The 13,296-nt window shown below is 39.2% G+C and carries 10 protein-coding genes and 1 pseudogene; 3 read left to right on the top strand and 8 right to left on the bottom strand.

The features are described 5' to 3' along the window. Nucleotides 1–146 precede the first annotated feature (146 nt). From DC53_RS02320 to DC53_RS02330, 3 genes are read right to left on the bottom strand one after another with little or no spacing between them, the layout of a single operon-like run. Complete coding sequence (locus DC53_RS02320; RefSeq protein WP_033031771.1) at nt 147–1,151, bottom strand: LacI family DNA-binding transcriptional regulator; 1,005 nt, start codon at nt 1,149–1,151, stop codon at nt 147–149. Nucleotides 1,152–1,174: 23 nt separating this feature from the next. Then, nucleotides 1,175–2,497 (bottom strand): glycoside-pentoside-hexuronide (GPH):cation symporter, encoded by a 1,323-nt coding sequence (locus DC53_RS02325; protein WP_033031769.1) that lies wholly within the window; start codon nt 2,495–2,497, stop codon nt 1,175–1,177. Nucleotides 2,498–2,543: 46 nt separating this feature from the next. After that, on the bottom strand, nt 2,544–3,872 hold the full coding sequence (locus DC53_RS02330; RefSeq protein WP_033031766.1) for a GH1 family beta-glucosidase: 1,329 nt from the start codon (nt 3,870–3,872) through the stop codon (nt 2,544–2,546). Between the two features lie 268 nt (nt 3,873–4,140). Here DC53_RS02330 and DC53_RS02335 point away from each other — a divergent pair, with 268 nt between their 5' ends. Both DC53_RS02335 and DC53_RS02340 read left to right on the top strand, forming a co-directional pair. Then, nucleotides 4,141–5,415, top strand: coding sequence for a sugar MFS transporter (locus DC53_RS02335; RefSeq protein ID WP_033031764.1), 1,275 nt, complete (start codon nt 4,141–4,143; stop codon nt 5,413–5,415). Continuing rightward, entirely contained in the window at nt 5,415–7,967 is a 2,553-nt protein-coding gene (locus tag DC53_RS02340; protein ID WP_033031762.1) for a glycoside hydrolase family 3 protein, read from the top strand. The genes DC53_RS02335 and DC53_RS02340 overlap by 1 nt, the downstream gene beginning before the upstream one ends. Before the next feature lie 186 nt (nt 7,968–8,153). On the opposite strand, the gene DC53_RS02345 is transcribed toward DC53_RS02340, so the two are convergent. Next, nucleotides 8,154–9,044: a TIGR01777 family oxidoreductase gene (locus tag DC53_RS02345; RefSeq protein WP_008138320.1), complete on the bottom strand. Its 891-nt coding sequence runs from the start codon at nt 9,042–9,044 to the stop codon at nt 8,154–8,156. A gap of 170 nt (nt 9,045–9,214) precedes the next feature. Between DC53_RS02345 and DC53_RS02350 the strand changes: the two genes are divergently transcribed. Continuing rightward, nucleotides 9,215–10,252: an AI-2E family transporter gene (locus DC53_RS02350; RefSeq protein WP_033031760.1), complete on the top strand. Its 1,038-nt coding sequence runs from the start codon at nt 9,215–9,217 to the stop codon at nt 10,250–10,252. Nucleotides 10,253–10,296: 44 nt separating this feature from the next. Here DC53_RS02350 and DC53_RS02355 read toward each other — a convergent pair whose 3' ends face one another. The 4 genes and pseudogenes from DC53_RS02355 to DC53_RS22050 form a co-directional block, all read right to left on the bottom strand. Then, on the bottom strand, nt 10,297–11,379 hold the full coding sequence (locus tag DC53_RS02355; RefSeq protein ID WP_033031757.1) for a flavin monoamine oxidase family protein: 1,083 nt from the start codon (nt 11,377–11,379) through the stop codon (nt 10,297–10,299). Nucleotides 11,380–11,418: 39 nt separating this feature from the next. Beyond that, on the bottom strand, nt 11,419–11,829 hold the full coding sequence (locus DC53_RS02360) for a hypothetical protein (RefSeq protein WP_007375449.1): 411 nt from the start codon (nt 11,827–11,829) through the stop codon (nt 11,419–11,421). Next, on the bottom strand, nt 11,816–13,153 hold the full coding sequence (locus DC53_RS02365; RefSeq protein WP_007375448.1) for an ATP-binding protein: 1,338 nt from the start codon (nt 13,151–13,153) through the stop codon (nt 11,816–11,818). The genes DC53_RS02360 and DC53_RS02365 overlap by 14 nt, the downstream gene beginning before the upstream one ends. Next, nucleotides 13,147–13,221, bottom strand: a pseudogene (locus DC53_RS22050) (DNA-binding response regulator); the annotation flags it as partial. The pseudogene DC53_RS22050 and the gene DC53_RS02365, both read right to left, overlap by 7 nt. Nucleotides 13,222–13,296 lie beyond the last annotated feature (75 nt).

Raw genomic sequence — 13,296 nt, 5'->3', positions numbered from 1 at the left:
CTATATTCACAAAAAAATCCGTAGTTAGTTTCCTATTACGGATTTTGCATGATCGTTTGGATCGGTCAACCGGCCATTTTCTTAACTGATCGGCATTAGGCATTTAGCCGCTTTTTTGTACCAAAATTAGTATTTGCTTTTAGTCTTTATTTAATAAGTGGTGCAGATGAATCGCGCTGCATTAAAGTGGGTTCAAAAAAGCGATTTATAACAAGGTTTTTATTTTGATAAACATCTTTAAGCACTAATTTAGCGGCCATTTCGCCCATTTTCCCGACCGGATTATCTATGGTCGTGAGTGTAGGGTACAGATAGTTTGCAAAAATAACGTTATCAAATCCAACAATCGATAAATCGTTTGGTAAATTATAACCGTGCTCTCGAGCATATTTCATAGCACCGGAAGCCATTTCGTCATTGGCGCACACCAGTGCAGTAAAGCTGAGCTTTTCATCAATAAAATGTTTTAAGCCTTTACTACCACCGGTTTCGTTAAAATCGCCAATATAAAAAAGCGCAGGATCAAATTTAATACCAGCCTCTGCGAGTGCTTGTTTATGACCCTCTAAGCGGTTAAAAGCATCGGCTTTAAACTGCGGGCCTGCAATGTACGCTATTTGTGTATGGCCGTGATTTAATATCGATTTAGTGGCTAGGTAGCCACCTAATTGATTATCTAGGCTGATACAGTTATCTTTTAGTTGTTCTACGTAACGACTCATTAAATAAACGGGCGTAGAGCCTTTACTTAGTTTTATTAGGTAGTCGTCTGAAACGGCTTCAACGTGCAAAATAATAGCATCGCAGCGTCTGCTAATTAAAAACTCAATGCCTTCTTGTTCTTTGTCTTCTTCACTGTGCCCGGTGGTAATAATAACGTGTTTACCCGCAGCACGAAGCTCCGACTCAATACCTGCCATCATTTGGGCAAAGAAAGGACCATGTAACTCAGACACTAAAATACCGACACTGTTAGTACAGTTAGAGGCTAAAGATTGCGCTATTGAGTTAGGCTTGTAGCCAAGCTGCTCCATGGCATCAAGCACTTTTTTTTTGGTTTTATCGCTTACACGGGTATTTTTGTTCATCACGCGAGAAACGGTGGCTAACGATACGCCCGCAAGCTCTGAGACTTGATAAATTGTTGCCATGTTATTTGTTCACTCGCTTATCCTTAACTAGTTGTTAGTTTAGATTGAATATTTTCAACAACCTGATTAGTCAGTGTATATTTTTTCATTATGTAGGCAACAAATAAAGATCCAAAAGCAGGTAAGACAGTAAATGAAAGTAAAATACCGTGTTGAGTATCAAGTGTTTGTACTGAATCGGCTTGATAGCTGTAAAAAGATAACAACCAGCCTGCAATTGCGCCGCCTACCGCCACGCCCATTTTAATAAAAAATATGACGCCTGAATAAACTAAACCCGTAATGCGTACACCTGTTTTTTCATGCCCGTAATCTATGGTGTCGGCCATTTTTGCCCATAACAACGGGGTTGCCATATCTAAAAAGAATTTCCATAAAATAAAGGCAGTAAATGCGAGTACTAATTGATCTTTACTAATAAAGTAGCTAAAACCACAAATAGCGGCAGCAATAACTTGTAAGCTTATATAGGCTTTTATTTTACAAAAGCGCTTTGCAAGCGGTTGAGCTAAAGCACACCCTAGCATGCTTGCTGCAACGCCTAGTGTCATAAATAAGGTGATTATATCGTCTCGACCTAGATAGTATTTTACGTAGTAAACAGCAAGCGTAAGCCTTAATACTTGACCGGTAAGTAAAAAAAACGCAGCTAAGCAAAGTGTTCGCCATTGATCGTTTTTAATTAATGCTTTAACACTTTGGGCAAAAGGAATGTTTTGCTCTTTTGGCTGTTGAATACGCTCTTTTGTGCCTAAAAAACAAAGTAAAAATAGTACAAAGCCTAAAATGCTCATTGCAGTCATGGTGTATTGATAGCCCTTAGCTGCATCGCCTTGGCCAAAGTACTCAACCATTGGCATAGTACAACCCGCTACTATTACGCCGCCTAACATACCAAATACAAAGCGGTAAGACTGAATAGTCACGCGCTCTTTTGCGTCGCTTGTAAGTACACCGCCCAGTGCACAATAAGGAATATTGATAGCGGTGTAAGCCACCATAAGTAGTGTGTAAGTAGTAAAGGCGTAAATTATTTTATCGGTGCCTTCTAAATCAGGTGTGGTAAACGCTAAAATACTAATAATGGCAAAAGGAAGTGAAAGCCAAAGTAGGTAGGGGCGAAAGTGCCCCCAGCGCGTATGTGTTTTGTCAGCAAGGTTGCCCATTAATGGGTCGGTTACGGCATCAAAAATACGTACTGCTAAAAACATAGTACCGACAACAGCGGGTGATAAACCCACTACGTCTGTGTAGTACAGCATTAAAAACATCATAACTGTTTGAAAAATAATATTACTGGCGGTGTCGCCTAAGCCATACGCTATTTTTTCTTTTACACTGACCATGATTATTTATCCCGCTTTATACTTGTTTTTAGTTATGGGTATGCTCTTATCTTTTAGAGATGAGTTCTTTATAAGCTAAGCCACTGTTTTTAATAGTGCGTTGCTGGGTTTTATAATCTACATACACAATACCAAAACGTTTTAAATAGCCTTCAGCCCATTCAAAGTTATCCATTAAGCTCCAAGCAAAGTAGCCATGTATAACAACACCTTGTTCAATTGCATTATGAACCGCGTTTAAATGAGTATTATAATAACTTAAACGGTCTAAGTCGTTAACTTCACCATTATTGTACGTATCGGGCATTGCTGCACCATTTTCGGTTATATAAATAGGCGGTAAGGTGTATGTTTTATTAAGCGATACGAGCAAATCAGTGAACGATTGCGGATAAATTTCCCACCCCATATCAGTTAGCGGGCCCGTAGGTGCAATAGGCTCATAAATGTCAGTAGGGTGCGCTTTATAAACTTGGCGGGTATAAAAGTTAATACCTAAGTAATCAATAGATTGAGAAATTAGTTCCATATCGCCCTCAAGAATCTCAGGCTGATGGTTTAATGGTAATTGATTAATTATATCGGGGTATTGGGCATCAATTATTGGTTTTATATACCACTGATTAAGATAGTCGTCTGCAAATGCAGTGGCTTTTAAGTCTTCATCACTTTGAGTAAGGCTATAACACGGCGTAAAGTTAAGCACTATGCCATTTAAAGTATTAGGCGAGTTTTGCTTTAATACGCTCATAGCGAGTCCGTGGGCTAATAATAAATGGTGCGCTGCTTTACGACCATATTCTTTACCCACTTTACCTGGCGCATGAATACCAATTTCGTAACCTAAAAACGCAGTACAAAATGGTTCATTCAGTGTGGCATAAGAGTGAACGCGATCGCCAAAGGCTTTAGTAATTAAATTTACGTAATGCTCAAAAGCGTAAGCTGTTTGTCTGTTAAGCCATCCGCCTTCATCTTCAAGATGTTGCGGTAAATCCCAGTGGTACAAAGTAACAAAGGCTTTAATATTGCGACGTTTTAGCTCATCTAAAATATCAGTATAAAACTTCACGCCTACAGGATTTAACTTTGCGTCTTGGGTCATCACGCGCGGCCATGAAATAGAAAGCCTGTAAGCATCTACGCCAAGTGACTCAATAAGGTCTATATCATCACGCCAAAGGTTATAGTGATCGCACGCGATATGACCGTTTGAGCTATCGACTATTTTATTGGGCGTATCGCAAAAAGTGTCCCAAATACATGGGAGACGATCTTGTGATCCGCCTTCTATTTGAAAAGAAGCCGTGGCCACGCCGTACACAAAGTTTTTAGATAAAAGCGGTGAATGGGGCGGTAGTGATAATTTTGTCATTAATAACAAACCTTTTGTTGGTCATTTACAGAGAGATCAGCCCTGTGTTTTTACTTAATTAATGCTGTATGCGTGGTACAAAAAATAAAAAGTGTTGAAATATACAGCTTGTTCGTATTTAATTGCATATGAAAGCGCTTACATTTAAGGTTAGTGTTTATTAATTCTTAGGTCAACTCTTTAATGCTTCTGGATGGTTTAAAGACAGCTGAAAACTGCAACAGAGCAGTTTAAGAATAGATTTATAATAATAAAATACGGAGAACACATGGCAAGTTCAGCACCAGTGACAACACACACACAGTCGCAAAACTATCAGGATAAAAATTACAGTTTTGCATTAACTTCATTAACAACATTATTTTTCATGTGGGGGTTTATAACCTGCCTAAATGATATTTTAATCCCACACTTAAAAGCCGTGTTTAACCTAACGTATGTACAAGCCATGTTGGTTCAGTTTTGCTTTTTTGGCGCTTACTTTTTAATGTCACTTCCAAGTGGCTATATAGTTAAAAAGGTGGGCTATAAAAAAGGCATTGTGATTGGATTATTAATTGCAGCAGTCGGGTGTATATTATTTTACCCAGCAGCGTCTTTACATAGTTATCCTGTATTTTTATTCGCTTTATTTGTACTTGCCAGCGGCATAACGTTATTGCAAGTATCTGCTAATCCTTATGTAAGTTTGTTGGGTTCAGCAAAAACAGCGTCGTCTCGACTTACGCTTACCCAAGCTTTTAATGCCTTAGGTACTACTGTTGCGCCATCATTTGGTGCTCTGTTAATTCTAGACTCAGCGTCAGAAGCCTTTTTAACACCGGCTCAAAATGCAGAGTCAGTTCAACTTCCTTACCTCCTTTTAGCTGCGATGCTTATTTTACTAGCAGGTATTTTTGCTTGGCTTAAATTACCAGACATTATGAGCGAGCAAAAAGCAGAAGCCGAAAAATCAGAAGCAATTGAAGGCAGTGCTTGGCAGTATCGCCATCTTGTATTAGGTGCTGTGGGTATATTTATGTATGTAGGCGCCGAAGTGGCAATTGGTAGCTTTTTAGTAAGCTTTTTAGCACAAGAAAATATAGCAGGGCTAAAAGAGCATGTTGCAGCTCATTACATCACTTATTATTTTGGTGGTGCTATGGTTGGGCGTTTTATTGGTGCTGCTGTAATGCAAAAACTACCCGCTGGTAAAGTACTTGGTTTTAACGCAACCATGGCTATTATTTTAGTCATTATTGCCATGAGCACGTCGGGTCAATTAGCAATGTGGTCAATACTATTGGTTGGTTTATTCAATTCTATTATGTTCCCCACTATTTTTAGTTTAGCGTTAAATGGACTTGGTAAGCATACAGCTCAAGGCTCTGGTATTTTGTGTTTGGCGATTGTAGGTGGTGCAATAGTGCCACTTTTACAAGGTGCACTTGCGGATAGTGTGGGTGTTCAACTTTCGTATGTTTTACCTATTTTATGTTACATATTTATTGTTTTTTACGGCCTACGAGGCAGCAAACCAGTATTAGTGAAGGAGCCATCATAATGAAAACGACTTTTAAACTTAATGCATTAGCAATTGCAACGTTAGTAGGAAGTGTTACTGCACTAAGCGGATGTACTAACGAAAGCAATGTTGAAAAAGTAAATGTTGAAGCGCAATCAAAGCTTGAGAAAATTTGGCCAAAACTTTCAATTGCAGTGAAAAAAGACCCAGTTATTGAAGCTCAAATTGTCACGTTTTTAGAAAATATGACGCTTGAGCAAAAAGTAGCGCAAATGATTCAACCAGAAATTCGTGATATTACCGTTGAAGACATGCGTAAATATGGTTTTGGCTCTTACCTTAATGGCGGTGGTGCTTTCCCTAATGGCGATAAGCATGCAACGCCAGAGGATTGGGTTGCACTTGCAGAAAAAATGTATCAAGCATCTATTGATGACTCAGTGGATGGCAGTAAAATTCCAACTATGTGGGGCACCGATGCAGTACATGGCCATAATAACGTAATTGGCGCGACGCTTTTTCCACATAACATTGGTTTAGGCGCAGCTAATAACCCCGATTTAATAGAGCAAATAGCGTCTATTACCGCAGTAGAAGTAATGGCTACGGGGATAGATTGGGTATTTGCACCCACTGTAGCAGTAGTACGAGACGACCGATGGGGCAGAACTTACGAAGGCTATTCTGAGGATCCAAAAATTGTTCACGATTACTCAGCAGCAATTGTAAATGGATTGCAAGGTAAAGCCGATGGCGACTTTTTAAGTGATAAGCGCGTTATTAGCACGGTTAAGCACTTTATTGGCGATGGCGGCACCGTTGATGGGGATGATCAGGGAAATAATATAGACAGCGAGCAGTCGCTATTTGATATTCATGCCCAAGGTTACGTAGGTGGTTTATCGGCGGGTAGTCAATCTGTTATGGCGTCTTTTAATAGCTGGAATGGCGTTAAAAATCACGGCAATAAATACTTACTTACAGATGTATTAAAAACACGTATGGGTTTTGATGGTTTTGTAGTGGGTGATTGGAACGGCCATGGGCAAATTAAAGGCTGTACTAACGAAAGCTGCCCAGAAGCGGTAAATGCTGGCCTTGATATTTTTATGGTGCCAACAGGCGCGTGGAAGCCGCTATATGAAAATACAATTGCACAAGTAAATGCAGGTAAAATAAGTATGAGCCGCATTGATGATGCGGTTGCACGTATTTTACGCGTTAAGTTACGCGCTGGGTTATTTGATAAACCAAGTCCGGCTAAGCGTCTTTACTCGGGTAAAACAGAGCTTATTGGCGCGCAAGCGCATCGCGAAGTAGCACGTCAAGCTGTGCGCGAGTCGCTTGTATTACTTAAAAATAAAAATAACCTATTACCTATCGCAGCTAATCAACGCGTACTTGTTGCAGGTGATGGTGTCGATAACATAGGTAAACAGTCGGGTGGGTGGAGTATTACGTGGCAAGGGACTAATAATAAAAATGCAGACTTCCCTGGAGCAACGTCAATTTACAAAGGGCTTGAAGAGCAAATATCTGCAGCAGGTGGAAGTGTTACTTTAAGTGCTGATGGTACGTTTGAACAACGTCCTGATGTTGCCATTGTCGTATTTGGTGAGGAACCTTACGCAGAAGGGCACGGCGATAAAGATAACCTTGAGTTTGAGCGCGGAAATAAAAAGTCATTAGCACTTTTAAGCTCGCTAAAAGAGCAAGGCATTCCTGTTGTATCTGTGTTTATTTCAGGTCGACCTATGTGGGTGAACAGCGAACTTAACGCATCTGATGCGTTTCTAGCTGCATGGTTACCTGGTACAGAAGGTGCGGGTATTGCTGATGTTTTATTAAAAGCGGCAGACGGCACCATCCAAAATAACTTTAAAGGTAAGCTATCGTTTTCTTGGCCTAAATCGGCGGTACAAACTGCGGTTAATAAAGGCGATGAAAATTACGATCCATTACTTCCTTATGGTTTTGGTTTAACGTATGGCGATAAAAACGTGCTAGCTGACGACCTTGATGAAGACTCTAAACTTGATAACTCAGGGCTTACAAGTATGGATATACTTGTTGGTGCACCTGTAGCACCATGGCGCTTATTGTTAAAATCGGGCGATGAGCTTTTAGATGTATCGAGTAGTACCCATGAATTTGGTGCAATTAAATACCGTACTGAGGACAAAACAGTACAAGAAGACGCGCGCCAATTTAACTTCAGTGGTGCAGAAAAAGCCAGCGTTGAAATAGTAACAAGCTTTGCAGAAGATACCATTGCCTACGTTGAAGCAAACAGTGTGATTAGCTTTGATATTAAATTAAACGAAGTACTAACGAGCGATATAGCACTTGCTATGACTTGCTCAGGTGAATGTGGTGCAAGCATTGATTTGGCAAACGTAGTTGATAAAACTATTGAAAATAAATGGCAGTCTGTATCAATTGATTTAGGTTGCTTTGCTGATAAGGGTGTTAATTTTGCAAACCTAACAAGCCCATTTAGCTTACACAGCAATGGTAAAGCATCAATTTCTGTAGCTAATATTCAGTTTGTACCAAATAAAGCGGACGAGGCTACGCTGTCTTGTAAATAGTTTATTAACTCTATTGTGTGTTTACCAAAGCCCTTCTGTTGAAGGGCTTTTTTTATGTAGAGGATTAATACTAACCTGCATAAATACTTGAGTAATTTAACGAATTAAATAATTCTTAAACGTTGTTAATTTAGAACAACTAGATACAAAATCTAGCTTAATTTTGGCGCAGTTTATTTATAATGACTAAGTCAAACTTTCTAGGGCTGATTTAATATCAGGGTGATGAAAGCGATAATTATGAGCTTGCGCCTTACGTGGGATAACAAATTGCCCAGTGGTTAATAAATCTGACATTTCACCCATTAGCAGTTTAAGTACTGCGGTTGGCATAGCGATAAATGCAGGCCGCGACAATGCATTCCCTAAGCTTTTACTAAACTCGGCATTACTGACCGGGTTTGGTGCTGTTGCGTTAACTGGGCCTGAAATTTCTGGATGCTTAATTATAAAGAGTATTAGCTGAATCATATCGTCAATGTGTATCCACGACATACCTTGCTCTCCGTTACCAATCGGGCCGCCTAAGCATAATTTAAAAGCGGGTAGCATTTTACCTAATGCCCCACCTTTTTTAGCTAAAACAATACCCGTTCGTAAAAGGCACACTCTGGTTTGTTCTGATTGCGCGAGTAAAGCTGCATTTTCCCACTCTTTACAAAGCTGGTGGCTAAATTCGTCGTGTGGGTTTTCAAAAGTTTCATCAATAGGGTTACTATTTTGTCGACCATAAAAACCAACGGCACTACCTGATATAAAAGTATGTGGGGGAGTGTTACTGGCTTTAATTGCTTCACTAATTTGCTGTGTAACACCAATACGGCTGTCTCGTATTATGTGTTTTTGTTTGTCACTCCAACGTTTATTAACAATCGGTTCGCCAGCTAGATTAATAACAATATCAACGCTGTTAAAATCCACTGAATTAACATTGCTTACGGCTTTAACTTTATGGCCCAATAATACGTTTGCTTTAGTCGGGTTTCGGCTAAGCACAGTAACCGTGTTATGGTGAAGTAAAAAAGGGCATAAGTGCTTACCAATTAATCCGGTCGCGCCAGTAACAAATATATGCATTATTAATCCTTACAATAAAATAGTAGCAAGTGATTAAAAAACATACTCGCTAGCAAACAGCTTTGCAAATTTATACGTAAAGCATACTTTTATGATCACTTGGTAATTATTTCATTTCATTAGCTTTTGCCTTACACTGGGACAATATAATTAATAAAAGGATTAGTGAGTTGGCAAATTTAACTGGAGTGAATAAAAGTTTAATAGTTTTTGCTGCCTTGGTCGTTGTACTTGCGGGTATAAAAGCAGCAAGTGTAATTATTATTCCATTTATTCTAGCGGCGTTTATTGCCATTATTTGTAATCCATTTATTAAGTTTTTCGCGCGATATCGAATTCCCAAAGGTATTGCTGTTATGTTAGTGGTACTAATTATTGTTGGTTTAGGCGTAAGCTTAGGTGGGCTTGTTGGGCAGTCCATAAACGATTTTTCGCAGCAGCTTCCTGAATATAAAACACAGCTTAAAGAAGAGTTTGTATGGCTGGTCGATTTAGCATCTCAATACAACATATTGATTAATAAAGAACAGTTAATCAATATGTTCGATCCAGGAAAAATGGTCGATGTAGCCACGGATATGCTCACTGGTTTAGGTGGGGTAATGGCCAACATGTTTTTAATTATTTTAACGGTTGTGTTTATGCTGTTTGAAGGGCCGATGCTGAGTAATAAAATACACATGGCCCTTGATGATCCCGATAGTAAAATGAAACAAATAGACCGCTTCTTAGAATCGATAAACTCCTATCTTGCTATTAAAACATTAGTGAGTTTAGCCACCGGTATAATCGCTGCATTTTATTTATGGATTTTAGATATCGATTATTTTGTACTGTGGGGAGTATTAGCGTTTATGTTTAATTACATTCCTAATATTGGATCAATTATCGCAGCTGTACCTGCGGTATTACTTGCCCTTATTACTCAAGGCCCATTAGTGGCAGGACTTGTTGCTGCAGGGTACTTAACGATAAATACGGTAATGGGCAATATTGTAGAACCTAAATTTTTAGGTAAAGGGCTGGGTCTTTCAACATTAGTGGTGTTTTTATCATTAATATTTTGGGGTTGGTTACTAGGCACTGTAGGTATGCTTTTATCTGTGCCATTAACTATGATTGTAAAAATAGGCTTAGAAGCCAGTGCCGAAGGTAAGTGGGTTGCCACTTTATTGGGCAGTGGTGAAGACGCCGCCAAAAATAACTAGTCGCTGTAACTATCAAGGGCTGGATAAATTACAGCTCTTGATTGCTAAAGACTAATGATTGAATTAATAGCTTCGTCAACTGCATTTATTGCACCCTCTAAGTATCCTGCTTCTTGTTTTGCAAATTCACTCGCTACAAAATGAATATTTAGGTTACTTAGCTGCTCACCCAAGCCTGAAAAATTAAATTCAGGGTGTTGTGAAGACTGAGTACGGTCGTCCTCATTGGCTACAAGCTCATCCTCTGCCCAGTCTTTAATAAAGTACCCTGTTGCCTTTTTAGCATCCTGACCATAAAAGTAGCTAAGCTGCTGGACACAGGCTTGAATTAACTGCTCTTTAGTTACTTCGCTTCGTGATAAGTAGGGCACACCTATAAAACCAAATAATGCGGCGTAATTATCATCTTCAGCACTGGCATCGTGAATTTCGACCATAGGGCCGACACGGCTAAAGCATTGTCCTGATAAGTTATTATCACGCCAAAATGCATGTTCAAAAGTAGCTATAAACTTGGCTTGTCCTGCCATCCATGTCGGTACGCTGTTGAGGCGGCTTATGAGTGTTGGAGTAGCCCATTGTTCAGGTGTTAAATGGGCTGTCACCATGCGTGCAGGAATTGCTGACATTAGTTTGTTCGTATTGAAGTGTTTTATATTACCTAAATGGTTCACTGTAATTTGCCAGCTATCACCGCTCTTTTTAAGCTCAGTGACATTGTGGTTTAACAATACAAAATCTGGATTAAGTTGCTCATACAATGCAGTTATTAAGGTATTCATACCGTGTTTGAGCCTAAATAATTGCATCTCTCCAGCGCCTGCAATTTGTTGTGGTTGCTCTGAATGTGGCGATTGGTATAAAACATCGCCTTTGGTGTATTGCTCAAATAGACTCAAGTTGAGTGACTTGATTAGCGCTTGAATTTTTGGTTGGTGAGGAAATATCCACGTAGGGCCCAAATCAAAACTAACACCACTATTTATTGGTGATTGCGCCGAATAAATTCTGCCACCTAATTGCGATTTAGCTTCTAATAATAAATATGGGGCATTAAGTAGTTGCAACTGATACGCACTGTATAAGCCCGCCAGCCCGCCACCTATAATAATTACAGGTTTAATCATTTTATTACCTATAAGCAATCGATTAGTAGATTGCTTGTTTTAAAATGGTTTTTTAAGTGCATCAGTAAATTGGTTGATAAGTTGGATTTCACAGATTTTATAACTAATAGCCGCAGTTGTTGCATTAGGGAGTTTTAATAAATAACGCCATTGGCAAGCGCTTTCTATGTATTTTTCATTATTACTAATGCTGCGCATAAATAATGGAAGTATTTGGGTATTACCTGTACTTTCTTGTGATGTAGTGAGTTCGTATTTACGCTTTTGTATCCAACTGCCTTGCACTAGTTTTGCTTTATTTATTTGTGTATCTAGACATTGTATATAACGCTTAGCTTCATCCGTGGTTGCTTTTTTTACTAAAGTACACGCTTCATCAGCAAAACTGTATTGGCTAATTACTAACAGTACAATTGCAGTTAGCCTTAATAAATTATTACTTTTTATCATTATAATTAAACTCTAAAATAAATTGAGCACCGCCCAAGTTATCAGCTTTAGTGATAGTGAGAGTACCGTGATACGACTTAACTAAATCAGATACAATTGCCATACCCACACCGTGTCCGCTTTCATATGTATCTAGGCGTGTACCACGAGTGAGTAAAGACTCGCGTTTGTCTTCTGGTACACCAGGACCATCATCGCTAATACCAATACACAGAGTTTTACTTTGGGCTACTTGTATTTCGACTTGTGAACGACATGCTTTACAGGCGTTATCAATTAAATTACCCAATAGTTCCATTAAATCGGTTTGATCACCTAAAAAGTAGTCTTTATCTGTTACTGTGCAACTAAAAATAATATCTTTATCACGATACACTTTTGCCATAGCACTTAAAATAGAATCGAGAACTGGCTTAATTGGCGTTTGTTTCTTCCAAGTATCAGAGGCACCGGTTGCTGCGCGTTTTAATTGGTGCTCGATCATCACATTAATACGGTCAAGCTGCTCTTGTGCATCTGCATCATTAGCCAGCGGGCTTGATTTCAAAACAGCTAGTGGTGTTTTAAGCGCGTGTGCAAGGTCGCTCAATGAGGCTCTGTAGCGCTCTTTCTGACGTTGTTGAGAATCAAGGAGTAAGTTTAAATCGGACTTAATAGTTTGCAACTCAATGGGGTATAACCCTTTAATTTCTTGGATATCGCCAGACTCGATCGCTTTTATTTCTTTATCAAGTCGTTGCAGTGGCCGTGCACTCCAAATAAAACCAACCGCCATAAGACCCGCGATTGCAATGCCCATTATAAACATCCAATCAACAAGTGTTTGCTTAAAACCGTCCATTAAACGCAGTAGGGCATCGTTACGTTTAACTAATATGAAGCGTGCCTGTTCTGATTGATCTATGTTGTTTAAAATAACAGTAAGGCTAAGTTGCCAGTACGCAGTGTTTTTATATTCAACTCGTCTAAAGTCCGCTGCACCTGCTTTTGTTTCTACCTGCTGAGGTACAAAATTAACGTTAACAGCTGATTCAGAATGCCAAATGGGTTCATCGTCACGATAGATCATTGCGTAAGTATCGGAGTTTAGTCTATTTAACTCAGGCGCTAAAATTGTACTTGGCATAATAATGCCATGCTCAGTAAAGTCGACTTCAGATATAAGCGAGTATAGCTGTGCTTCGAGAGTTTTTTCTGTCGCATCAACAAGTGAAGCGTAATACGCTTTGCCAATTGAATAAAACAGGATTGGGAGTGCGACTAATAAAACAAAGACAAGGATAAATCCTTGCCTTATTTTTAACGATATTTGCGGTATTACCACTGACTTTTAAGCCTGTAACCGCGCCCACGTAGTGTCTCTACTGGGTTTAATACACCCTCAGGGCTGAGGGATCCCCACTTTATCCAGCGGCCTCTTTTTGATAATTAGAAATAAAGTTTTTTAAACTTTTTTCTATATAGCTT

Origin of the sequence: Pseudoalteromonas fuliginea (assembly GCF_000690055.1) — a bacterium.
GTDB lineage: Bacteria > Pseudomonadota > Gammaproteobacteria > Enterobacterales > Alteromonadaceae > Pseudoalteromonas > Pseudoalteromonas fuliginea.
Note: the sequence above shows the minus strand (reverse complement) of the source record. Positions and strands in the feature narration are given on the sequence as shown.